The organism is Superficieibacter sp. 1612_C1 (assembly GCF_015234305.1).
Classification (GTDB): domain Bacteria; phylum Pseudomonadota; class Gammaproteobacteria; order Enterobacterales; family Enterobacteriaceae; genus Superficieibacter.
The window spans coordinates 19,319-43,512 of the sequence record NZ_JADGMI010000003.1; the positions used below are offsets into that span (position 1 = coordinate 19,319).

General features: G+C 49.3%; 24 protein-coding genes. 15 read left to right on the plus strand and 9 right to left on the minus strand.

The genetic code is table 11. The features are described 5' to 3' along the window. Nucleotides 1-22: 22 nt before the first annotated feature. From INT84_RS11160 to INT84_RS11170, 3 genes are read left to right on the plus strand one after another with little or no spacing between them, the layout of a single operon-like run. Complete coding sequence (locus tag INT84_RS11160) at nucleotides 23-301, plus strand: hypothetical protein (RefSeq protein WP_049006201.1); 279 nt, start codon at nucleotides 23-25, stop codon at nucleotides 299-301. Between the two features lie 36 nt (nucleotides 302-337). Next, entirely contained in the window at nucleotides 338-724 is a 387-nt protein-coding gene (locus tag INT84_RS11165) for a hypothetical protein (RefSeq protein ID WP_049006199.1), read from the plus strand. 26 nt (nucleotides 725-750) lie between these two features. Further along, entirely contained in the window at nucleotides 751-1,071 is a 321-nt protein-coding gene (locus INT84_RS11170; protein WP_049006197.1) for a hypothetical protein, read from the plus strand. Between the two features lie 158 nt (nucleotides 1,072-1,229). Here INT84_RS11170 and INT84_RS11175 read toward each other — a convergent pair whose 3' ends face one another. Beyond that, nucleotides 1,230-1,655, minus strand: a complete 426-nt coding sequence (locus INT84_RS11175; protein ID WP_049006208.1) for a hypothetical protein — start codon at nucleotides 1,653-1,655, stop codon at nucleotides 1,230-1,232. Nucleotides 1,656-2,577: 922 nt separating this feature from the next. On the opposite strand from INT84_RS11175, the gene INT84_RS11180 reads away from it, so the two are divergent. Further along, nucleotides 2,578-3,141, plus strand: coding sequence for a helix-turn-helix domain-containing protein (locus INT84_RS11180; RefSeq protein ID WP_049006196.1), 564 nt, complete (start codon nucleotides 2,578-2,580; stop codon nucleotides 3,139-3,141). Between the two features lie 309 nt (nucleotides 3,142-3,450). On the opposite strand, the gene INT84_RS11185 is transcribed toward INT84_RS11180, so the two are convergent. Then, entirely contained in the window at nucleotides 3,451-3,645 is a 195-nt protein-coding gene (locus tag INT84_RS11185) for a hypothetical protein (protein WP_049006195.1), read from the minus strand. 101 nt (nucleotides 3,646-3,746) lie between these two features. Between INT84_RS11185 and INT84_RS11190 the strand changes: the two genes are divergently transcribed. After that, the gene (locus INT84_RS11190; RefSeq protein ID WP_049006193.1) at nucleotides 3,747-4,163 is read left to right on the plus strand and encodes a hypothetical protein; all 417 of its coding nucleotides are present in this window, start codon (nucleotides 3,747-3,749) and stop codon (nucleotides 4,161-4,163) included. Nucleotides 4,164-4,754: 591 nt separating this feature from the next. On the opposite strand, the gene INT84_RS11195 is transcribed toward INT84_RS11190, so the two are convergent. The 4 genes from INT84_RS11195 to INT84_RS11210 all read right to left on the minus strand — a co-directional run bounded on the left by INT84_RS11195 (nucleotide 4,755) and on the right by INT84_RS11210 (nucleotide 6,870). After that, nucleotides 4,755-5,150 (minus strand): hypothetical protein, encoded by a 396-nt coding sequence (locus INT84_RS11195; RefSeq protein ID WP_151200465.1) that lies wholly within the window; start codon nucleotides 5,148-5,150, stop codon nucleotides 4,755-4,757. A gap of 37 nt (nucleotides 5,151-5,187) precedes the next feature. Next, complete coding sequence (locus INT84_RS11200) at nucleotides 5,188-5,448, minus strand: hypothetical protein (RefSeq protein WP_049006190.1); 261 nt, start codon at nucleotides 5,446-5,448, stop codon at nucleotides 5,188-5,190. A gap of 203 nt (nucleotides 5,449-5,651) precedes the next feature. Then, the gene (locus INT84_RS11205; RefSeq protein ID WP_049006188.1) at nucleotides 5,652-5,858 is read right to left on the minus strand and encodes an AlpA family transcriptional regulator; all 207 of its coding nucleotides are present in this window, start codon (nucleotides 5,856-5,858) and stop codon (nucleotides 5,652-5,654) included. Between the two features lie 160 nt (nucleotides 5,859-6,018). Then, nucleotides 6,019-6,870 carry a DUF6387 family protein gene (locus tag INT84_RS11210; protein WP_049006186.1) on the minus strand — a complete coding sequence of 284 codons (852 nt, stop codon included), beginning with the start codon at nucleotides 6,868-6,870 and terminating at the stop codon, nucleotides 6,019-6,021. Nucleotides 6,871-7,188: 318 nt separating this feature from the next. Here INT84_RS11210 and INT84_RS11215 point away from each other — a divergent pair, with 318 nt between their 5' ends. From INT84_RS11215 to INT84_RS11235, 5 genes are all read left to right on the plus strand, one after another. Beyond that, entirely contained in the window at nucleotides 7,189-8,163 is a 975-nt protein-coding gene (locus INT84_RS11215) for an ankyrin repeat domain-containing protein (RefSeq protein WP_194206866.1), read from the plus strand. Nucleotides 8,164-9,149: 986 nt separating this feature from the next. Continuing rightward, a complete protein-coding gene (locus INT84_RS11220) occupies nucleotides 9,150-10,655 on the plus strand; it encodes an MDR family MFS transporter (RefSeq protein WP_204372502.1) in 1,506 nt (501 codons plus the stop codon). Between the two features lie 1,215 nt (nucleotides 10,656-11,870). Continuing rightward, nucleotides 11,871-12,764 (plus strand): SDR family oxidoreductase, encoded by an 894-nt coding sequence (locus INT84_RS11225; RefSeq protein ID WP_194206867.1) that lies wholly within the window; start codon nucleotides 11,871-11,873, stop codon nucleotides 12,762-12,764. Between the two features lie 72 nt (nucleotides 12,765-12,836). Next, nucleotides 12,837-14,663: a glycoside hydrolase family 15 protein gene (locus tag INT84_RS11230; protein ID WP_194206868.1), complete on the plus strand. Its 1,827-nt coding sequence runs from the start codon at nucleotides 12,837-12,839 to the stop codon at nucleotides 14,661-14,663. A gap of 149 nt (nucleotides 14,664-14,812) precedes the next feature. Further along, nucleotides 14,813-16,216, plus strand: coding sequence for a DUF1996 domain-containing protein (locus INT84_RS11235; protein ID WP_194206869.1), 1,404 nt, complete (start codon nucleotides 14,813-14,815; stop codon nucleotides 16,214-16,216). Nucleotides 16,217-16,361: 145 nt separating this feature from the next. On the opposite strand, the gene gss is transcribed toward INT84_RS11235, so the two are convergent. Then, nucleotides 16,362-18,224: a bifunctional glutathionylspermidine amidase/synthase gene (gss, locus tag INT84_RS11240; RefSeq protein WP_194206870.1), complete on the minus strand. Its 1,863-nt coding sequence runs from the start codon at nucleotides 18,222-18,224 to the stop codon at nucleotides 16,362-16,364. Between the two features lie 154 nt (nucleotides 18,225-18,378). Between gss and INT84_RS11245 the strand changes: the two genes are divergently transcribed. Continuing rightward, nucleotides 18,379-18,936: a thioredoxin gene (locus tag INT84_RS11245; RefSeq protein WP_194206871.1), complete on the plus strand. Its 558-nt coding sequence runs from the start codon at nucleotides 18,379-18,381 to the stop codon at nucleotides 18,934-18,936. Nucleotides 18,937-18,981: 45 nt separating this feature from the next. Continuing rightward, nucleotides 18,982-19,848, plus strand: a complete 867-nt coding sequence (gene yghU / locus INT84_RS11250; RefSeq protein WP_194206872.1) for a glutathione-dependent disulfide-bond oxidoreductase — start codon at nucleotides 18,982-18,984, stop codon at nucleotides 19,846-19,848. Nucleotides 19,849-19,893: 45 nt separating this feature from the next. Here yghU and INT84_RS11255 read toward each other — a convergent pair whose 3' ends face one another. Further along, a complete protein-coding gene (locus INT84_RS11255; protein ID WP_194206873.1) occupies nucleotides 19,894-21,531 on the minus strand; it encodes a methyl-accepting chemotaxis protein in 1,638 nt (545 codons plus the stop codon). Nucleotides 21,532-21,733: 202 nt separating this feature from the next. Next, on the minus strand, nucleotides 21,734-22,237 hold the full coding sequence (locus tag INT84_RS11260; protein ID WP_194206874.1) for an ESA_00282 family adhesion-associated protein: 504 nt from the start codon (nucleotides 22,235-22,237) through the stop codon (nucleotides 21,734-21,736). Between the two features lie 100 nt (nucleotides 22,238-22,337). Here INT84_RS11260 and INT84_RS11265 point away from each other — a divergent pair, with 100 nt between their 5' ends. The 3 genes from INT84_RS11265 (at nucleotide 22,338) to INT84_RS11275 (ending at nucleotide 24,175) form a co-directional block, all read left to right on the plus strand. Beyond that, on the plus strand, nucleotides 22,338-22,742 hold the full coding sequence (locus INT84_RS11265; protein WP_176918473.1) for a hypothetical protein: 405 nt from the start codon (nucleotides 22,338-22,340) through the stop codon (nucleotides 22,740-22,742). Continuing rightward, nucleotides 22,723-23,190, plus strand: coding sequence for a cytoplasmic protein (locus INT84_RS11270; RefSeq protein ID WP_194206875.1), 468 nt, complete (start codon nucleotides 22,723-22,725; stop codon nucleotides 23,188-23,190). Before INT84_RS11265 ends, INT84_RS11270 begins: the two co-directional genes overlap by 20 nt. Before the next feature lie 88 nt (nucleotides 23,191-23,278). Beyond that, complete coding sequence (locus INT84_RS11275) at nucleotides 23,279-24,175, plus strand: SDR family oxidoreductase (protein WP_194206876.1); 897 nt, start codon at nucleotides 23,279-23,281, stop codon at nucleotides 24,173-24,175. Nucleotides 24,176-24,194 lie beyond the last annotated feature (19 nt).

The window sequence follows — 24,194 nt, forward strand, 5'->3', positions numbered from 1 at the left end:
ATCAGGTCAGGGAGTTGCAATAATGAGTAACCAGACTGTTCAATGCCCCTTTTGTTTTAAAGAAAGTCCTCACGGTGTACAAATTTGCACCGGGTGCCATGCAAAAGTAGTTTACGGTGAATGCCCTGTCACTGTCGCCATTCTGTTCGGGATCGCTGTGATGGTCCTGGCTTACTTAGCAGGTTCATGGACTGAAAATTTTATCGTCTCTGTCATCGTTTTTTTTGGCAGTATATTTATTCTTAAGTACCAGCTTAAAAAAGTTTATGCAGAGAGAATTCTGTTTATTCAACGAAATTGATTTCACACTTTATAAAACTTTAAAATGAGAGAATTTATGAGCAGATTCATTGCTACTGCATTTTTTATTTCCGTTTTCCTTATTTCCGGATGCTCAACGTCAGGCAACCAGCATCTCAAAAACGAAACATCACAAAGTCTGCAGTCGAAAATCATTAAAAATAAAACCACGAAATCAGAAATTACTGCCAGTCTGGGTGAGCCTGACACCCGAACCACGCTGAGCAGTGGCAATGAAGAATGGATTTATTTTATGGATAACAATCAGTTTGATGCCACGACCTTCATTCCGGTCGTCGGACTGCTGACGGGTGGTTCAAAGACGCAGGCCAGAACGCTGGAAATCGAATTTAAAGACGAAACAGTCAGCAAATGGACGTTCTCTGAAAACAACAGCAGGATGAAAACCGGCCTTATTCAATAAGTAAATTTACAGTCTGGAATTAATTTATGAAAACCTATGCCGTTATCACACTCGTTACCGCAGCCTTGTTGCTGAGTGGCTGTAACAGCGAACCTTCAGAGCAGGAAATTTACAATGCTATGAATAAAGTCGTGGCGCAGACGAATGCCGTCATAAAATCCATGGCAGGAAACGCTGTCACGCCTGACATGCTGCGGACGTTAAACACCGTCAAAAAACACGACTGTGTCAGAGAGTCGGATAGAAGCTATAAGTGTAATGTGACAGCTGTTGTCGATAACGAGAAACGTACCGCTGCAGTCACGCTGATCAGAACAGATGATGGCTGGCAGGTCGTTGACAGGTAAGACCGCCACAAAACCCGTCCAGGTCAGGATACCGGATGACAGGCTCCTGCTTTTTGCCCCCCGGACCGGTACAGCGCCACGAACAGGACAACGCAGTGAAATCGTGTGGAGATACGACGTCGCCATCATACTGCATTGTCCTTAACCCTCCCGAACCCTCACAGTCTTTTCCTGCCGCCCGGACGTGGTGGTGTGTATGCCATCGAACGCGAGATACGCCCTCTCTCATACTGTGCCAGTAAATCAGCATAGATGCGCTCGGCCTCATCAGGGTCTTTTGAAATAAAGTTCACAAGCGAGTTCAGGGACTGAAGCAGTGAGCCGCCGCTGGTGAGCTGCCTGAGCAGGTTGCCGTTGAGACAGGATACAACACCAATAAACATCTGCATGATATTATCCACGTGAAAGCACGAATTGCTGTACTGTGCCCGGGCATAAAAATACTTCAGGTGATAACCGACAAACAGCATATAGAACTTACGGTAGAATTCATTATTATTAGCCTGTTCACGATGCCGGAGAATATATTTGTCAATCACCCGTATAAATTTTTCCTCCTGTGTCAGGGTACCGTCATTACGCATAATCCACTCCTTTTTTTGGTTTTTATAATTAAGTACTATCAGGTCTGGGTATAAAATCAATACATACGCGAAAATAATTTTGTTTTTCCTGATAAGAAATACATTTTTATCAAAACAATCCCGGCAACTGACATTGCCTGGATTATTCAGAAAAAAATACATATATTTTCTTTCGCCTGCAGTGTCATTTCCATTGTTCAGATAAAAGCCTCAGGAATATTTTTAACAGGGTGCTTTGCACCGGCTTCCGCCCGTGACGCCGGACAGACATGACATTTCACGTTTTCCCCAAAAGCCTAAGCACTGCAGATAAATATCACATGCAGCGCCGCTGAGTGCCCACAGCACTCACCCGCTGAAGCAGAAAGGATTTTTCCGGTGGGTTTCCGGCGTGAGCCGTATTCTGACTACCGGTAAACCACTATTATCAGACGACCTGCGCGAAGCGTATTACATTCAGTATGTAAAACACGGCAGCAACGTACTGAAGCCCGCTGGCGCAACATGCAGGTGGCGCTGGCTTCATTAACAGAAAGAATAAAACAGGAAGCAAACCAGCAATGACAGTGCTTACCGGGGAGTACACATATGCATTTTGTGGCAATCAGGAGCGAAGCTGTGGTTTCTTATTTCTTTATTATTCTTTTATCTTGCAAAACAAAATGAAAAATAAAACAATTAAATCAACAAATTACCACACCATCATGGTTATGGATTTCACCACCAAAAATTATTCATCTCATAACAGGGGATGGTAAAATTCACCCCCCATCGTAATAACTCTCATAACCTGTTCTGTTCCTGTCTGATATTCCCGACAGACAGAAAATTTAAAAAAAATAATTATATTTTATTAAAATGCTATTGACAATAAACCTTAATATGCCATAAGTGATATCACAATAATAAAAAAGGAGGCATTATGTCAGACACAAATATCATTTTAACCCGACAACAAAAAGCCGTTATCGCAAAAGCCCTTGGCGTCAGCCCGGAAGAATTAGAAGAAATCAGTGTCAAAACCAACACGCATAAAAAAACGTCCTTTCGCGACGACTTTTCGCTGATATTCAAAGGTAACATTGCCACGCTCGCCAGAATGAAACTGACGCCCACGTCGTTTAAAATTGTTATCTATCTTTTTTCAGTCCTTGATTACGGGAACATTCTGGTGAATTTCTCACAGGCCAAAATAGCAAAAGAACTCGGACTATGTAAATCCAATGTTTCACGTGCATTCAGGGAGCTCTTTGACAAAAAAATTCTGCTCAGGGATGCTCCTGATGGTCAGGTCTACATGAATTCGAACGTATGTGTCAAAGGTATTCCTCACCGCTTTAATGAAGAGCAGATGGATAAGTTCAGAAAATCCAGGGCAGAGACTGAGGATTTTGACAATGCCTTCAGTCTTTATCATTCCGGAAGAAGAACAAAGACGACCGGAAAAACCAGAAAGATTTCGCCGGCAGACGATATCCCGTTCTGACCGGGCACCTGAGTCGGTGATACCCCGGAGTCTCCCCTTATCGCCGCAGACTCGCCCACAAAGTATTACAACACATTATGTGTAGCAAAACGAGCGCGACGATAACTGACATGCTGTGTTGTGGTATACTATGGAAGGTTTATCCATTAGTGCATTAAGCATTAAAGTTACAGGCAGCGATGGAACGGTGAAACAGCCTGAAGGGTGGATCAGGATAATAATAAATTGACTCAGACAGCCACAATCGGGGTAGTTTAATATTTTAAACAGCCACTCATGAAAGTATCCGGTAATAATAACACAGGTGTATTATGTATATTTCTCCCTGCGTTTGCTGTCCCGGATGGCATCATCCAGATCCGTCTTCATCCGCTCAATTTCAGTCCGCATCACTGTCAGGTGACATCCGGGAACAGCCGGCATTGAGCATGCCTTCTGATAACGCATTTCTGCTGCTGCCAGCCGGATACGTTTGCCACGCAGACGCTTCTCATTTTCAGTCATACATTACTCCATTCAGGAAAGTATATTCTTGTTCAACAGTATTATCCTGTATTCTGACCGGCATATCCTGAAGAGGAGAAACCCTACCAGACGAGGAAGATATGGCAACCCCTTATAATATCATTTTAAGAAAAATCCTGGAACAGACATTTTCAGCATGGCAGTTGCCCGCCATCATAATGATAATATTTTCAGTGATGAACTTTGCAGTCTTTCTGCCTGATATCACTGTAATATTTTATGCAGTCTATATTCCTGCGAACGCGACGGGAATGACAGGATTACCGGACAATCGTCTTTTCTTTGACGATTGTCAGATATATATTTCTGAAATTTATTTTTTACCGGGCAACATAATAGGAGATTTGGAGTATGGTGTAAATTTCAGCCCTAACGATAATGCCTGCAACACCGGAAGAACACCTGAGGAGACAGCATTCTGGAAAAAAAGCCCCGGCCTGGGGGCAAATCAGAGTGAGGCGGTTCTTATTAACGCAGTTCTTATATACTACTTCTGAAGGACCTTACCAGCCCTGGCGCACAGAGCAAGTCCTTATCCGGATTTTTTGAGTTATTTCTTATGGATTAAGATTAATCCTGGTTCATTACCAGAACTGTTCCAGCGCACCGCGTTATGATTGCCGGTTTCCCGGTTTATTTGAGGGTAATCCACCGTTACAGTTTCGTGCAATCTGCAGGCTCTGTCAGCGCATATGATATAACCCAGGATTCAGAGGGACGGCTTTGGAAGCCCCGCACCATCATTGCCGTCATCAATCCATTTTTCAGGTATCTGAGGAAATGTTCCATCAGATTGTTGGCCTTTCCGGCAGTTTTCTGAGTTACCGCCCCTCCTTTATCCGGTACAAGTCTTCAGGGCATGACAGAAGCCTGTGCATAAAATCAAAACCGAAAAACCAGCCAGGGCGAAACCCGTTACTCTTCAGATTGCCCCCTCAGAGGGGGTCTCCTGCAGAACAAAGACCTGTCAGACTTTACGAAGGCAGGAAGACCCGGCTGGACTGTCTGTTCCGGAATGACCTGGTCTGCTGATGCCGGCTGACAAAACTCAGATAAAATACAGACCAGTTCTGCCCGGGAAGAGCTCGTCAATGACGTTTTCGTCTCCGGGACTTTTTCTCATCGACGAGAGATTCAAGAGATTCCTGCAGCTCTGCGTTGATGGTTATTTCCGTATCACCATACTTCAACAGACCATACAGCATAAACATAAAAACATTTGAGAATTCAGTTTCTTCTTCACTGTTTAAGTACTTCCGGCAGGACTCAATCGCTTCCTTCATATCATTCGGAGAGGCAATGAAGATGCAGACATAAGTTTTATCATCCGGAACCGTAAATTCATTAACCATATTAAATCTCCTTTGCTGACGGGAAAAGGAACATTCAGCCTGCACAGTGCAATGACGAAGAATATCTTTACAGCTGACATCGATTTGTCCTGACGGAACCATCAACGGCGTAAAAACAGGGGCTGCAGACATTTTTCTCTGTCGCCGCCCTGTCTTTCTCAGGAAGAAATCATTTCTTTTTTCCGCCCGCGTTTTTTTCATCGACCAGATGTGCAATATATTTCGCCACATCCGTGTCTGTTGTTATTTCTGTACCATCTTCATACGCTACAGAAAACAATATGAATATGAGGGTCTGCAGAAAACAGGCTTCTCCCCCCGGGACGGAATAGCCCCGATATTCCTCAGCCGCCCTGTCAATATTTTCCCGGGAAGTCACAAATGAACAAACAAACTCTTTATCTTGTGCAACGAAAATGGAAATATTCATATTATTTCTCCTGTAATCATTAATTTCAAACCTGAATATTTATATCTCTTTCAGGTTCATCTTTATTTATGGCTATCATGACTGCATATATATTCTGATTTATCAGGGCTGGTGTCGTCATTCAGGTGGTGCTCGTGCTCTCCCTGAATACCACTGCCTTTTTTTATAACCTGAGTTGTCATTTTTCATAAAACACTCCGGACTCAGGCTGCCTGCTGACGTGAACGGTCAATGACGGACTGGATCCACGCATCGACTTCACTTTCAATAAAAGCAATGGATCGGCTTCCTGTTTTAACAGGCTGAGGAAATCGCCCTTCACGGATAAGGCGATAAATCCAGGCTCTGCCGTAACCGGTTTTATTCAGCACTTCAGGAAGGCGGAGCAGACGTATATTTTTATTATTCATATTATTTTCCTCAATGTGGTGTCAGTGAGGAGAACAGTACAGGAGAAAAGAAATATAAAGCAGTGAACTTCGGAGAAGTATTCGGAGGGGGTTCTGTGAGTTATCATCTTCGGGGAATTCCGTGGCCCCGAAATTCCCCTTTTATGAGATTGATGGCCGGTTAACTCTGGTCACGCAAGGCCAGCTTAAGTACATCCGAAACGGCCATATCCTTCAGGTGACTGTTTTTGTTCATAAAAAAGTGAAACTGCCTGATAAAATCGGTTGTCGTCGCTTTCATTGCCAGCGGTCGATCCGTGTCCTTGATCTGGTCATCATACCGCACCTCTTCATCATCCAGAGAGTACAGCAGTCGTGACAGCCAGCCGTCTGAGATACGAACGTCCTGCTCCTTCGCCCAGACAAGAATATCAAGCATCGGAATGATACGGTTGTTGATGATTTTTTTGATCGTGCCATACCCGAACCGGATGGCTTCAAGAGGATCCGGGGCAATATGTTTCACCCTCCGCCACTGTGGTAACGCTGACTTCAGTGATTCCGCTATTTCCTCATCCGTACCGCTGGCTAAATCGACTTCAAACATCACCGTCCGGTCAAAAAGATCCGGAACAGCATCACCAATGGATGCGTCTTCAAAATATTCGTTTATTCCATATTCATTGTATCCCTGCCAGGAAACGATCCCGCGCTGCATTAAGACAATACTCAGCAACGCAATCCTGTCTACCTTTGGCAGAACCAGATGAGGGGGCTGAAAAAGACGATAGAACGGGTCCAGATCACCCAGACGCTCCGGAGGGACCAGAAAAGGGTTGCCGTTACAGATTTTTTTACGGTTGATCCCGACAAAGAACTCTTCGTTACCTTCAAGTGGCGTTTTAAAAAAGAATGTTCTGGCCAGGAGTTCGTGATACAACAGGATCAGCGGCAGTGCTTCAAATTTCCTGTAGTTATCAAGGTTAAACCATTTTTTCAGTTCTTTTGTATGCGTCGCGTTCCAGTTCTTCATATGATCCCCATGCAAAAAATCCGTTCCGCTTCATCATAAGTGACTTATGCCGTCACCGGAAGTCATCAATCAGTAGCGATAACCATCCGTGAGAACGGACTGTCAGGGGAACTGCTTCTCCTGATGAAGAAAACGGAAGGAATCATTTGCAAAGATTCAGCAGGCTGTCGTAAATTTACCTCAGGCATTTCTGATGTATTAACGGGTGGTTTGTTGATGTTTTTCTCCCGTGCAGCAGGAATGCCAGTTTTTCCCTCTTGCATCCCACAGAATATCTGATATGTAGTGTCTGACTGACATAAAATAAGGGAGATCCTGATGGAAACACCGATGAACATACAACGATTATTTGATTTCTATATTCAGGAATCATTCTTTAAAGCCACAGCACACGGCGATGTGGAGCGATTTTTGAGCCTGGGTAATGATATAAATACCACTGACGACAACGGGAATAATGCACTTTTTGAATGCAGGACACCTGAAGCAATGGCATTTCTTATCAGCAATGGCATTAATATTCATCATATTAATAATAAGGGGCAAAATGCACTGTACCATCAAAAGGATCCTGTACTGCTTGAGAAGTTGATCAGCCTGGAACTGGATTTGAAACAAACAGATAATCACGGGCGGAACTGTATTTATGGCCATTTCAGACACCCTGAAAGCCTTAACGTATTACTGAACGCAGGTTGCGATATAAACCACATCGATAGCAAAGGGAACACGCTTTTACATTGTCCCGTGTCCCCGGAAGTATTGTCCCTGGCAATTGACACAGGTTGTGACGTTAACATCATAAACCAGGAAGGAAAAGGTATTATCGAAAACTTCCGTAGTGATGAATTTTTTGAAATAATTCTCTTTCATATTGATAAATTTCAGAAGAGAACATTACATGTCGATTTCTCTAACTATCAGACTGCTTTCTTTCTGTTTGACCTGTACGAACTGGGATTCAGCATTCAGTTGAATAAAAACCACGTCATCATCAACAGTTATATTGAAGATTATAAAGATATTTTGTTGATGCTTAACTACGTCAGTGATATTCATAATGTTAAATTTTACAACGATAAAAGAGTACCGCTGTATAAAGGCATTAATAAAGAAATCGTTAAATGGATGATTAGAAATGATTTTCTTGTTGATCTGACAAAAACAGAGGGAGATAAAGATCATGATGAAATCGTTGCCTATAAAACCCGGCGGGAGCAGAGAGAACTTTCAAAGATTCTGAAAAGCAACAGAGGTAAGCCCGCCATAGCTAAAAATGGTGGAAGATTATAGTTAACCGGGCCTGAATCTGTCAGCTGCCCCTTGAATCTCCGTAAGCATGCAGCGGAGATCATATTTACAAAGTGGGCTAATACAATGGAAGTTCGATATACTATGGCAGCAATTCGCTGATCCGGTTTGCCAGGCAGTTAGCTATGGTATCAAGAATATGATGAAGGTATCACCCCGGTTCCACGCCGCTCAGGCGACAAGCTCCAGTCAGACTATACAGGGCGCAGCCAGCTCATAATATTTGGCAAAGGGCAGCTACAAATAAGAGTTTTTTCTGTTCAGCAACAAGGCGGCTTTGTTGAATAATAGGGAATCATGCTGTTTTGGCATGCCTGCTTTGGTCAAAGATGCTTGTCACTATTGTGAGTAGCTCCCGACTTTAACCTTAACCTACTGATTTTACGTTGGGAAAGACCGACGTTTTGGTAGGCCCGCAGCATAATATCTATTTATTCAACAACGCCCAACAAGGCATCCGGAGCGAGGTTGTTCCCAGTTTCAGCCCAGCCATCATCCGCATGACAGGTCAGCGCCGACTACGAATTTAGAGAATAATCGAACGCCGTCGCCAGTTCAGAGTACCTTCAAATTGTTTTTTCTCCCGCAGTCATCCTGCCGGTGACATCAACGCCAGGCAGCGTTCCCCTGCCGTACTACCTTCCTGCTATGTTTTTCCCCTGATAACGTACGGTACCTTCGGGTAAACCGGGGACTACTATACTGGAAATGCTAAACCGGTTGCCAGTTTCGTTGGCCTCCACGCGCCAGAGTAAGAAAACCATCCCCGCAGGTATCAATTCCATCAATTATTGCCCGGCCCAGTTGCGTAATACTCAGTTCTGAAGATGCTCAGTCCCCTTGCCGACGCAAAGATTTTAATTTAAACTATTAGCGTGCTATTAAATATATCTCTTTGAAGATACATTTTTCACTTTTCCATTTATTAAACATTGTTAACCGTCCCCCCCCAGGAACCCACTGAAAAAATGGATAAAACAATGCAATCGATGGTTCCTCATCGCCGGATGATAACGTTTTCTATCATGCTGGCAACCGTCATGCAGACACTGGACAGCACAATTGCAAATGTGGCGCTTCCTCATATGCAGGGCGGGTTGTCTGCTTCCCAGGAACAGGTCACATGGGTGCTCACGTCCTATATTGTGGCTGCTGCAATCGCCACACCACTCACCGGGTGGATGAGTAATCAGTTTGGTAAAAAAAATGTTCTTCTGGCTTCGATATTCGGATTTACCATTGCCTCCTGCCTGTGCGGAATATCGACAACTTTACCGGAGATTGTATTGTCCCGCATGCTTCAGGGCATTTCCGGAGCGGCCCTGGTTCCGCTTTCACAAACCATATTACTGGATATTAACCCCCGCGAACGTCAGGGATCGGCGATGGCAATATGGGGAATTGGTGTCATGGTGGGGCCTATACTTGGGCCGACTCTTGGGGGATGGTTGACAGACAGTTATAACTGGCGCTGGGTTTTCTTCATTAATGTCCCCGTGGGGATGGTGGCTACTTATGGTGTGGCTACATATATCAAAAAACAACCTCCCGGAAAGAGTATGCACTTCGACATGTTTGGATTCGCCACACTAAGTATCGCAATTGGTGCATTGCAGTTACTGTTTGACCGGGGTGAACAGAATGACTGGTTCTCCTCTGTAGAAACCTGCGTGGAAGCAGCCGTGATGATCATGAGTTTTTTATATTTTCTTGTTCATACTCTTCTGACTCCACCTGAAAAATCTTTTTTTAACTTTCGGTTACTGAAAAATTATCAGTATTCGACAGGACTGCTACTCATTTTTATTATAGGTCTGTTATTGTATGCCACACGGGCACTTATCCCTCCGATGCTACAGAACCTGATGGGATATCCGGTCACGACAGCGGGCATCGTGACCGCCCCTAGTGGAGTGGGGACCATGCTTGCCATGTTGCTGGTTGGGCGGCTTATAGCCCGTGTCGATATACGCTTCCTGCTCCTGGCTGGATTCAGTATTGCTGCATTTTCCCTCTGGGAGATGAGTCAGTATACCCTTGTGCTGAGTGAGGCCGATATCATCTGGCCAGGATTTATTCAGGGTATCGGGTTAGGGATGATATTTGTTCCTTTAAGTACTGCCACATTCTCCACACTGTCGCCCGAAATGCGTGCTGAAGGAACGGCTATTTATAGTCTTGTCAGAAATATTGGTAGCAGTATTGGTATTTCATTGGTTCAGACCTTGTTAACCCGTAATACACAAATTGTGCATGCCGGTCTGGTGGAACATGTTTCACATTATAATCCGATATTTACTGACGAGAAAGTATCCTCTGTGTATGATATTAACTCTGTTTCAGGACTTGTTGCATTGAATAATGAGATAAACCATCAGGCTGCTATGACTGGATATATCGATGATTACTGGATGATGTTCATATTAACCATTACCATAATACCCCTTGTTTTTCTTATGCGTTCATCTAAATAGATGCCCGGGAAAGCAGAGCTCTTTAAGGTAATTTGTATCCTTTTGATGCGGTGATACCCAATCACCACATCAAAAGGAGTGAACTTCATAAAGAAGACATTAAAAATAAACTTTATAGCTGGAGTTAATGTCCTCTGTTACACCTTTCACGCCAGCTTAAATATTGAGCGGCTACCAGCAGCATCAAGTGAAATGGGCTGAAAGGAGGCTCTGTCACGTTCTACGCCAGTATTGATGTCAGTAAGCGCTCAGTCTATGTTTGTCTCCTCGCTGGAGGTGCCAAAAGCAAATATAAGACTAAAACTGTAATAAATGGTAAGGATACAGCACAGTCCCTGGGTATATGACTGGCAGTGCGAAGCAGAGACTTCTGTTCATTGAAAAGGTATGGCTGTACCGTAACGTGAATTTTTCGCTAAAGCGTCGGATAGTGAGTATACTGAATTCTACTGGCATAACCTGCTGTCTTTTCTTAAGGTTGTAAACCAGAAGCAAAATACATGTTGGTAAAAATGCTGGTAAAAAACTAAAGATGAAGTAATTTTACGATTAAAAACAAGGCATTGTATAAATGATCGATTTCGAGTCCGGGCACCACTTATTTAAAGAACCCGCCCACAAGGCGGGTTTTTGCTTTTGGGGATATGCTCAGACAAGGGTGCCCCTCCGGGCATCCATCCCGCCATCTTTTTAGTGGAAGCAGTAATTCTGATGGGTCTTATCAGCTGGTGTAGTATTCTCCGCCAGCCAATCATCGACGCCTTTATACAGAACTTCACAAATTTTTCTGGCGATTGAAAATGAGAGCGCAGTTCTGTTAAAAGATATCTCAACTTTACTTACTGAAACATCACTTTTATATGAATCTGATGGCGCTGATTTTCCTGACTCATGGCTTCTGACCATTTCAATAGCTGAAGAGTAAAAATAAAATAATTATTATATTTCACAACCAAGTTAATAGTATTAGTAAATGATTACCATAAAAATATCATTATTAATTATTTTATCGCATCGTAATTATAAAGCTGCGGATTGACCATCAGATCACTTTAAATAGTTATTTTCTCATACCACCTTAAAAAACTAACAACTCATTACATTAATAAATAATTATTTTCATCTTTTTGTACTGAAATTTATACGTCAGAACGTGACAAACATCACATTTATGCCAGGCTTAATAACACTTGTCACAACGTTTAAGGAGTAAGCATGTCTGAGCAAACGAAAAAAACCTCTCTCGCCCCGGAATATCCTACTCCTCCTTTTGTAGAGCAACCGCAGCCCGTACCAGGCCTTGCCAGTAAGATGATCCCGGTTCCGGATCACGGTGAAACCAGCTACCGCGGCTCTGGCCGTCTGAGCGGGCGCAAGGCGCTGATTACCGGCGGTGATTCCGGTATCGGCCGTGCGGTGGCGATTGCCTATGCCCGTGAAGGCGCGGATGTTGCCATTAACTATCTGCCGGAAGAAGAGTCTGATGCGGCGGAAGTGATCAAGCTTATCGAAGCGGAAGGCCGTAAAGCCATCGCTATTCCCGGCGATATCCGCTCGGAGGCGTTCTGCGAGAAGCTGGTGAAAGAGGCGGTTAGCCAACTCGGCGGGCTGGATATCCTGGTCAATAATGCCGGTCGCCAGCAGTTCAACGAATCTATTAAAACGCTGAAAACGGAAGATTTTGACGCGACGTTTAAAACCAACGTCTATGCGATGTTCTGGATCACCCGTGCTGCGGTAGAACACCTGCCGCGTGGGGCCACGATTATCAATACGTCGTCGGTTCAGGCATATCAGCCAAGCCCGATTCTGCTGGACTATGCGCAGACCAAAGCCTGCATCGTGGCGTTCACTAAGTCACTGGCACAGCAGCTGGGTAAAGATGGTATTCGGGTGAATGCCGTGGCACCGGGGCCATACTGGACGCCGCTTCAGTCCAGCGGCGGTCAGCCGCAGGAGAAAGTGAAGCAGTTCGGTGCCAGCGCGCCGCTCGGTCGTCCGGGCCAGCCTGCGGAAATCGCGCCGCTGTATGTCACTATGGCTTCATCGGAAAGCAGCTACACCTCCGGTCAGGTATGGTGTTCTGACGGCGGTACCGGCACCCTGTAAGCGTTATCTCCTGTCCCGTGGCTGCCGTCCGGCGGCCACGTCTTCCGAACGAATCACTCTGGATAACAAAAATTGAAGAATGCAGAATACCATTCTCCCGTCCGCAAGGAGGGATTTGCCGAACTCGGCGACTACGCGGCAATCGGCGAAGGGCGCTCGGTCGCGCTGATTGCACCAGATGGTTCAATCGACTGGTGGTGCGCCCCGAATCTTGACTCCCCTCCCCTGTTTGACCGCCTGCTCGACCCGGAAATTGGCGGTTTTTTTCAGCTTGAGCCGGAAGGTTCCTATAAAGTCACCCGCCAATATCGTCAGGACAGCAACGTTCTGGAAACCCATTTTGAAACCGAAACCGGCAAGGTGCTGCTGACCGAATCCATTAACAGCACGCTGGCGGGACGTCTGCCGTGGAGCGAACTGGCACGCCGGGTTGAAGGCATTGAAGGTGAGGTCACACTGAATCTCGCCTTACGCTTCGGTACGCGAGCCGAAACCCGCTCGCCGTGGATGGCGCAGACCAAACAGGGCGACGTTTATCATATTGCCGATCTGATGGCGATGCTGCGTACCAGCGATGACGTTGAGATTACCTCGGCCGATGATGAGCAGATCACCGGTCGCCTGAAAACAACCGCCGGATCGCGCGCGCTGGTCGCCTTGCTGGTGACCGAAAAAGAGCCGCTGGCCGTTCCGCCCCTTTCCGCTATCGATAATCGCATCGAAACCAGCCATATCGCGTGGTGTGACTGGGCCAGAAGCCTGAGTTATGAAGGCCGCTATCAAAAACATGTGGGACGCTCGGCGCTGGCGCTGAAGTTTCTCTGGTATTCACCGACCGGCGCGCTGGCGGCAGCGGCCACCACCTCGCTGCCGGAAGGGATCGGCGGCGAGAAAAATTATGATTATCGTTACGCCTGGGTCCGCGATGCCTGCCTGATCATAAAGGCCTTCGCCTTCCTCGGCGCGCTTGAGGAGTGTAAAGCCGCCTTCTCCTGGCTGTCGCAAACCATTCTGCGCCACGGTGTCCAGTTACACGCCTGCTATACCCTGGAGGGCGATCTGGTGCCGGAAGAGTCGTATCCGCCGCTGCGGGGGTATAAAGATTCTCAGCCGGTGCGGATAGGCAATAACGCTCGCGATCAGACCCAGCTCAGCATGTATGGCGATATGCTCGCCACCGCACAGCAGTTTGTGGAGGCGGGACACGTACTGGATCTCTCCACGTCGCGCTTACTGGGGGAGCTGGCCAACTGCTGCGCCGACCGCTGGCGGCAAAAAGACTCGGGGATCTGGGAGTTACCGGAACTTCAGCACTATACGCATTCCAAAATGGCCTGCTGGCTGGCGCTGGATATGGCGGTCAACATGGCGGAGGAAAAGTATATTGAACCGACATGGGTGAAGCGCTGGCAGCGCGAGCGGGACCGCATTCGCGACTGGGTTGAAAGCCACTGCTGGTCCGAAAGTAAGCAGGCGTATTTGTTCTATCGTGGCAGCGATGGCGGGCTTGATGCCTCGCTGGCGCTGGTTCACCGCTACGGCAAAAAAGTCAATCCGCAACGGATGCTGTCGACCTACAGCGCTATCCGTCGGGAGCTGGGCAACGACGGAGCGATGCTCTACCGCTACAGCGACGTCGAAAAAGAAGAGAATACCTTCGTGGCCTGTTCGTTCTGGCTCGCCGAAGCCTGGGCGGAGATGGGTGAAATCAACAAAGCTGAACAAGCGATGGAAGAAATTCTCGACACGATTTGTGATAAAGGCAACGTTGAGACCTTCAACGAAATGTTCGATGTCAGAAGCAGTACCTGGACCGGCAACCTGCCTCAGGGGCTGAGTCATCTGGCGCTGATCTTTGCCGCACAGGCGATGACCAACTACGATAAGCAATCATCGTAGCGGCAGCCGGGACCGTTGCCTGGTTTTCGGCAGCGGCCCCGGTTGTTTTCTCATTACGCTAAAATGAGATCGTTTGATAATTAATGATGTGTTAAATCAACGGTATCCTGCTAATTCTGCTGGCATTCACACACAGCAGGAACGCTACGATGAAACTTACCGCTATCACTACCGGACTGATGTCCACCCTCGCACTTTGTTCTTTTACCGCCCACGCCGGGCCGCAGTCGCACGTGGTTTGTGCGTACCATCATACCCTCGGCGATGACGCCATTATGATGTTTGGCAAACCGAACCAGGCGATGTGGCACGACTTTTTCGGCAATATCCATACGGATGCCGTTTCCACCTATCAGACCCTGCGCGCACATCCGCAGACCAGTTGCGATAACCAGGCGGACGGCTCGGCGTACTGGGCACCAACCATGAAACTGCCCGACGGCGAAGTCGTCAAACCGGCCTATCAGAAGACCTATTACCAGGCCACTAGCGTTGATAAATATCCGCTGCATCCTTTCCCGGCCGGGCTGGAGCTGCTGGCGGGCGACCACCACGGAACCGCCCCCAGTTCACATATCACGTTCTTATGTGCCAACGGCAAAGGCTACACCAATAAAGCGGGTGAAGTCTGCGGCTTACGCGGCGCGGGTGATGCCGTGCAATTTAATATTGGCATCGCCTTCCCCAACTGCTGGGATGGCGTCAACCTGAAACCGATGCACGGCCACAGCAATGCCGCTTATGATGTTAAAGGCAAATGCCCGACGGATTATCCGGTGAAAGTCCCGACGGTAAATATGAACATCGCTTATGTGCTACCACAGATCACCTCGCTGGATACCGCTAAAGTTCAGCTGTCTCTGGACCCGACCATGCACGGCGACCGTCGCGAAGAGCACTGGGGAAGCATTTATACCGCGCATGCTGATTTCATGAACGGCTGGACGGAAGATGCGGCGCAGTTTATGACCGAACTGTGTATGAACAACAACCTGGATTGCGGCACTATCGTACCGTGGGCCTATGCCAAAGCAGAAGAGAATACCTGGGTCAGCAGCAGCCAGCCGAATCAGCATAATGCGACGTCGGAAAGTCTTACCGTGCAGGATAACTGGCAGGATGGCGGACGTACTCAGCACCCGGAAACGCTGACACTGGTGAAATTTAAAATCCCCCAGCTACCTGCTGGCGTGGACCCGGCGCTGTTTAAATACCGTATTCGAATTTTCGGCGGCAAAGTGGAGAAGAACGGTGCGGATCAGATTTTCTTTTACCCGACCAGCAATGACTGGAACGCCAGAACCGTGACCTGGAATACGCGCCCGGCGGTGAAGTACAGCTCCGATGCGATCCTTTATCTTAACTACTCCCGCGAATATCGCATGGTCGATGTGGATAAAGCCGTGCGTAAAGCGCTGGCGGAGGGGAAAACCGAAATCTCCTGGTATATCGGCGGCGATCGTCATGGCAACCACTATGAATTCAACCCGGCCAGCTCACGGGAAAGTCTGGTGCTGATGTTGACCGGCTTTAAAAGCGTTCCGCAGACTTGATAAGTAATGAAAGCAAAGCCCGGTACCACACGGGTTAACAGGGGAAACGCCGGGATTGGCTTCCCGGAGAGGGCCCAACCCGGCGTTTCCCTGATGACCACGGACTATTGACTGTTAACCTACGCCCGGTTTACCGGGCTTAGCTTTACGCCGTTTTCACCACAATTAACGGTTCGATATCGCTCTCTTTTTTAATCACCAGCGAATCATCGCCGCGCAGGCAGGTTCCGCCATAGCTTCCCCCGACGGTAAATGTACAGACCTGGATATATTTTCCGGCCACGTTCGGCAGGCACCAGAGCTGCTGGTAAATATTTTTCTGATCGCTAAATTTACCGCTGGTTTTATCCAGCAGTTCTTCCTGATGGCTCACCAGATCAATATTACTGCCGCAGCGACCGGCAATCGGCTTCACTGCATAGCCGGTCTGGACCAGTTCGTCATTGACCACAAAATCAGTATCCAGCAGATAGCGATGATGCGGGAACAGCGACCAGAGGATCGGCAGAATGGCTTTATTGCCGGGGATCACCGTCCACAACGGCTCGAAGACCAACACTTCCGGGCGTAGCAGGACGTCGATCAATCGGACCTCATGCGCCGGATGCCCGGTGCGGATTGGCACGGCGGCATACTCGGTATCGCTGACTTCGCGCACCTGCTCAATCGCCGTTTCCCACGCCCAGGTTTTCCAGACGCAGTTCACCAGTCGACCATCACCGTCAATCAGCTGACCGGCCTTATCCCAGCGCAGCTCATCCAGCCCGCGGAGGATCTTGCTTTCAAATCCGGCTTTCTCCAGCGCCTGTTGCATAAACTGCGCGTGGTAATCCTCTTCAACGTCGTTATCCTGCATGATGTGCACGAACGGACGCGCATGGCTGTGTTTCCAGGCACCAATCAACTCGTTGAGCAGGTCTTCGCCAGGATTATAACCGTTACCTTTATAGCCAAGCTCCGTCCAGCGTTCGAGGATGCGACCCGCTTCGGTATGGCAGGAAGCCGAATCCGCGTTGTATTCGTAAACTTTCAGCCCGCGCTCATCCAGACAAAAATCCATCCGTCCGGTGATCATGTCGTGGCGGCGACGCTGCCACGACAGACGCAGACGCGGCCAGAGGATTTTTGGAATATCGAATAGCGCCAGCAGGTTATCGTCCTTCATTACCTTGTCCGTGGCATGAAGATACATCAGATGCAGCTCGTTGGTAGCCTTAATCAGTTCCTGCTCGGCGGTATCGGTGATGGTAAAATACTGCGCCGGATCGCGGTTAATCACATGGCCGTTGGCCTGCACATAAGCGCGTTGTAGCGGGTCCTGCTCATCAAGCCATTTCCCCTCAAACAGCGTTTTATCTTCCAGACGCGCGCCGCGGATGGTTAGCGCCTCGCCGCGAATATCCGGCTGCGGCAGGCTGTGCTCGGTCTCGTCGGTCTGGATCATCCAGCCTAAGATCGTGGTGTCGTCAAAGGTATCGCGAAGGGTATAGCAGCCGTTTTCGACCACCAGCGCCAGTTCGCGGGTCCACTGCTGGCCGGGCGGCAGCGGCGCATGAATCACATTCTGCTCGGCGATCCTGACCCGATTCTGGTGAAGTTGAGTAATCACTGCCACGTGTCCGGTCCCGCTAAACTCGCCGCCTTTTTGCCAGACCAGCAGCGCGCCTGCTTCCGGCGGACGGCGGGATCCGTTGGCAAACGCCTGTAACGGCAGGATATTGTCGTTGACCACCTCGCGCAGAAAGCGCAGGGAGAAGATCTCCCATGCCATACCGACGTCGGTAAAAACAAAACCATAATTCAGAAACAAAAATCGGCGGGCGAATTCCACGCACTGCCATTTGTGTCCCATATATTCATTGTCGATATAGCTGCGGAAGGCCGCGTCATCGGCATAATATTTCGGGTCGAGAGAGCTGTAATCTGACGAGTAGATGGCGACGCCGCCGGGGGCGTAGCCGAGTAATGTCCCAAACGGGGCATCCTGGTGGGTAATTCCGTTGCTCATGAACCTTACCTTAACGTAATACAGCCTGAGCAGAATGCACCCTGCTCTTTGTGCTAACTAAACAGACGTCGACTTATCATACACCTCATTACCCGCTACCATGATCCGACGAAGGAAAAATTCACGCGTTGTCATTCATCATCAGGAGTCGAAAATGAGTCAACAGCATTATGTCGCGCAGCCGCTGGAATGGGGCCACGGCCCGCGGACGTTTGAGGTTTTTCTTGAGCCGACCTGTCCGTTTTCCGTGCGTGCATTTAACAAGCTAAACGCGCTACTGGAACTGGCAGGCGAAGATAAGATCACCGTGAAGATCCGCCTGCAATCGCAGCCCTGGCATCTTTTTTCCGGGGTGATTGTGCGCTGCATTCTGGCCGCGTCGACCCTGCCGGACGGCAGAGAGGCAGCGCATAAAGTGATGCAGGCCGTTGCCGATCACCGGGAAGCGTTTGAGTTTACCGATCACTGCGCCGGTCCAAATATGGACGCCACGCCGCAGGAAATTATTGCGCGGATTGAGAAGTATAGCGGCGTTAGCCTGGCGGAACCCTTTGCCCGCCCGGCATTGCAGAGCGAGATTAAGTGGCACTGTAAATATGCCCGCCAGAACGGCATCCACGTCTCGCCAACCTTTATGGTCAACGGACTGGTGCAGGCGGATTTAGGCAGCGGCGACGACATCAGCGTCTGGGCAGAGCGTCTTCTGGCCTGACAATAGTATTCATCTCCACAACACAACCTCAATAAGGCAGGCAACATGTCAGACAATAACTATCAACCTCCGAAGGTATGGACATGGAATCAGCAGGGCGGCGGCGCATTCGCCAATATCAACCGCCCGGTGTCTGGCGCAACGCATGAAAAGGAACTTCCGGTCGGAAAGCATCCGCTCCAGCTCTATTCGTTGGGCACGCCAAACGGGCAGAAAGTCACGATAATGCTTGAGGAACTGCTGGCAAAAGGCGTGACCGGTGCGGATTACGATGCGTGGCTGATCCGCATCGGCGAAGGCGATCAGTTCTCCAGCGGTTTTGTGGAGGTGAACCCGAACTCCAAAATCCCGGCGCTGCGCGATCATTCCACCATGCCGCCGACCCGCGTCTTTGAATCCGGGGCGATCCTGGTTTATCTGGCGGAAAAATATGGCTACTTCCTGCCAAAAGATCTGGCCGCCCGTACTGAGACGCTGAACTGGCTGTTCTGGCTCCAGGGATCGGCTCCGTTCCTCGGCGGCGGCTTCGGCCACTTTTACAGCTATGCGCCCGTCAAAATTGAGTACGCGATCGATCGTTTCACGATGGAGGCGAAACGCCAGTTAGACGTGCTGGATAAACAGCTTGCGGAGCATAAATACGTCGCGGGCAATGAATATACTATTGCGGATATGGCCGTCTGGCCGTGGTATGGCAACGTGGTGCTTGGCAACGTCTACGATGCGGCTGAATTCCTGGACGCGGGCAGCTATAAAAACGTGCTGCGCTGGGCCAACGAGATCGCCAGCCGTCCGGCGGTAAAACGCGGACGCATCGTTAACCGCACCAACGGCCCGCTTAACGAGCAGCTTCACGAACGTCATGACGCCAGCGATTTCGACACCCAGACCGAAGACAAGCGTCAGTCCTGATAATGCCGTCCCGCCGGCGCAAGCTGGCGGGACATTTTAGACAAATTAAAACGCTACCCACTCTTCCGTTGCCGCAGGCTTAGCCGTGCGCGGTGAACGCGGCGTGTCTGTAGGCGCTGCCGCCTGCGACGCTGGCTCATCGGAAAGACGGAACGTCTGCACCGAACTGCGCAGATCCTCTGTCTGAAGTCGCAGGGACGATGCCGCTGCCGAGACCTGTTCCACCAGCGAGGCGTTCTGCTGCGTTACGCTGTCCATTTGCGCAATCGCAATGCCGACCTGCGAGATGCCTTTGCTTTGTTCATCGGTCGCGGCGGCAATCTGTTTCATGATGGTCGTCACTTCCCGCACCGCCCGCAGAATCGCTTCCATGGTGGTTCCGGCATCGGAAACCAGGCGCGAGCCTTTATCCACGCGGGTGACGGAATCGGCAATCAGGGCTTCAATTTCTTTTGCTGCACCGGCGCTGCGGCTGGCAAGGTTACGCACCTCTCCGGCGACCACGGCGAACCCACGGCCCTGCTCACCCGCCCGCGCTGCTTCCACCGCCGCGTTGAGCGCCAGAATATTGGTCTGGAAGGCAATGCTGTTAATCACATCGGTAATCTCGGCGATTTTCTTCGAACTGGCAGAGATCCCGACCATCGTATCGACCACTTCACCTACCAGTTCTCCACCCTCGCTGGCGGTGGTAGACGCGACATCGGCCAGCTCGCTGGCCTGGCGCGCATGATCGGCATTCAATTTTACCGTGGCGGTAAGCTGCTCCATGCTGGCCGCCGTTTCTTCCAGCGCCGCCGCCTGTTCTTCGGTGCGGGAAGAGAGATCGTTATTGCCGGTAGCAATTTCTGTCGCCCCGCGCCAGATATTTTCGCTGCCGGAGCGAATATTGCTGACCGCCTCACGCAGGCTGTCCTGCATCGCCTTCAGCAGCGGCACCAGTTGCCCGACGCAGTTACGCCCCATGTCTTCTATCGGCCGACTGAGATCGCCCTGCGCAATCTGGCTGAACTGCTGGCGAATTCGCGCCAGCGGTTTCACCAGCATCGTTACCAGATAGCGATCGGAAAAAATCAGCAGCAGAATGCCGACAATCACGGCGGCAATAATGGCAATCCGGGTCTTATTGGTGCGGTCATCGACCATAATGCGGGTGTGATCGAGCGTCGACGCGCCAGCAGCGTTAAACTTCTCGGCGCTCAGGCCAAACGCACGGCTCAGCGGCGGTGTGATGTCATTGGCCTGAGCGCGGTACTCCTCAACCGTTCCCTGCTGCGCTCGCTGCATCTGCGGCACAACGCCCTGCTCCAGCAGCGCCTGCCAGTTTTGAATGACTTCCGCAGAGATTTGCGCATCCATCGCGCCGGGAGAAATGGCCTTCAGCTCATCCAGTCTTTTGCGCATGGTGTCCAGCGCCTGCTGTGCGGAGGTAAAATCTGCTGTTCCCCCTGCCGCTTTGCTTTCCATCGCCCGGCTCAGGCGGGTAACAAAGCGAAAATACTGGTCGTTGCCCTGGCTTAACAGGGTCATCTGATTTACCAGTTGTCGGTCAACATCATTGCCTTCTGCGACCTTATTCAGGGAGACGACGCTGTACAGGCCGACGCCGGACCACAGCACGCAGAAAATACCCAGAATCGACAACATGACGAGACGGATAGTGAGGTTACGAAGAAGTCGCATAGAGATACCTTTGCCTTTGGAAGGATTACGCCCACAGGGCGCTCTTACCTCCTGTTATCGGCAAGACGGCGGAAATTTATAACCTTTTGTGATTATTTTTTGTAAATATTACTTTTCGTTAAAAAGCATTCAGTAGCGCTACATCCTGAAATATTCATCTGGCTTAAGTCATTCTAAAAAGATGACCTTCTGAGAATCAGGGTTAAACAAGGTAAGGCTTCACAAACGGACGCTGATATTCCGGCCAGACGAGTGCGACCAGCGTAGGATAGGCATCCATACTAAACTCGCGAAAGCACTGCTGAAGGTTGACGACATCCAAATCCGTACGCGGCACTCTCTCACCGTTCTGACAGCGCTGTTTCAGATTATCGTAATATTTATAAACCGCGGAATTGAGATCGCTACAGCGACGCTGAGCATCAAATAAACCCGGCGTGGATTTTATTTGCGTGACGTCCATTCGCTTAATAGTGGCGTGTAAAAAGTCAATATATTCATGGTTTACCCGCCAGTACCATACCGGCGTAATTGCGTTCATCAGCACAGAAAAATGGTCCTCCCCCTCCAGTTTTGACATTGCCGGTACCGGCAACGGGGATTCTTCTTCACTTTCCACCGGTCTTTTATTGAACTCTGTCATCAGTAAGAGAATAATAGCGGTGAGCAATAGCAGTGCAATCACTAAATAAATAATACTGTTCATGGCGCGCTCCATTTTTTTTGATTTTAAAAGTGTGCCATGTTATTGTCAACGAGCCTCACAGTAAAATGCTCCTCATGGTGTTGAAAGTTAAGGAATTTACATGATACCCGAGACCCTTATCCCGGCTCGCTTTCACACATCCGTGGCAGGGGAAGAGAGTGAGGAAGCAGAAAATAGTGCTAGTTTAACTCAGGGAAAAAGAACCCTCCTTGAGCTTGAGAATGACATATTAACCTCAATTGGTCGTAACGGTTTTTCCAGAAATATGCTGCTGGAAGAGCGCGACCGCCATATAAAAGACAGGCTGTTTCGCGTTGTTAAAATTGAAGCTTTTTGTCATGTCCTTAATGAGTTACAGGCCAACGGCGACTTTTCGGCACAGGAATTAAGTCAAATTCTGGCAGATAAAACGCTGGAAATTAATGAAGCCGGGAATGAAATTTGGCTTAATTTGATTACCCGCGAGAAAATTGCGCCTATGTTTTATGATCTGGAGGACGAATAACGTGAAAAAATATGATGGCAAAGACGTTTATTTGACTTTAGACGATACAAAAAGCGATGACGTTACCTTAAAGCACAATCTTGCGGTGCTCATCAGCGATAAAAATACTACCATCCAGAATACGGCCAAAGCGCTGGTTTCCATCCCCGCCGCGCTGGTGAAGATGAAATGGCAAAACCGCCGCGAGATTTACGCTTATCAGGTAAAAGAGGAAATTTATGGCGCGGTGATTAATGAAATCATCGCTCGCCGCCCGGACCTGAAAGAGAAAATCTTTGACAGCATTGAAGCCAGCTATCAGCACTTACGCGCGCGCGAAACCGCTACACTGGGCCTGACGCGTAAACTTTCCGACGGCAATTACCGCACGTCGAATGTCAGGATCGTCCCCCTTGAGGCTGAAGCGCCGACTTCCACAGAGCCAGCTTCGCCAAACGATCCCGCCTGACAGGTACAGAAATTCCCGATTATTTCTCTTAAGTCATCAGGGGCGACTACGCTTAATTCATCCGTAAGCAACGATGGAGAGCGTATTTATGCCGAAGAATCAAACTACCCCGCAGGATCCCACGACGCAGTATCACACTGGTGAATATCCGAAGCAGAAGCAGCCCTCACCGGGAGTGCAGGCCAAAATGACGCCTGTACCGGATTGTGGCGAAAAAAGCTATGTTGGTAGCGGACGTCTTAAAGATCGTAAGGCACTGGTGACCGGGGGCGATTCGGGCATCGGACGTGCTGCCGCCATTGCTTACGCGCGTGAAGGCGCTGACGTGGCGATTAACTATCTGCCTGCGGAAGAAGAGGATGCGCAGGATGTTAAGGCGCTGATTGAAGCTGAGGGGCGCAAAGCGGTGCTCATTCCGGGCGATCTGAGCGATGAAACCTTTGCCCGCTCGCTGGTGCATAAAGCGCGTGAAGCGCTGGGTGGGCTGGATGTACTGGCGCTGGTCGCCGGGAAGCAGGTTGCCATTGAGGAGATTGCCGATCTGACCAGCGAGCAGTTCCAGAAAACCTATGCGGTGAACGTTTTTGCATTGTTCTGGATCACGCAGGAAGCCCTGCCGCTGCTCTCGCCGGGCGCGAGTATTATTACCACCTCATCAATTCAGGCTTATCAGCCCAGCCCGCATCTGCTGGATTATGCATCGACTAAAGCGGCTATTCTCAATTACAGCCGTGGGCTGGCGAAGCAGGTGGCGGAGAAAGGGATTCGGGTGAATGTGGTGGCTCCGGGGCCGATCTGGACGGCGCTGCAAATTTCTGGCGGCCAGCCGCAGGAGAAACTGCCCGAGTTTGGTCAGCAGACGCCGATGAAGCGCGCAGGGCAGCCTGCGGAGCTGGCACCGATTTACGTTTATCTGGCAAGTCATGAATCGAGCTATGTGACCGCTGAAGTTCACGGCGTTTGCGGTGGGGAGCATTTGAGGTGATTGTCCCGGAGGGGTGAAA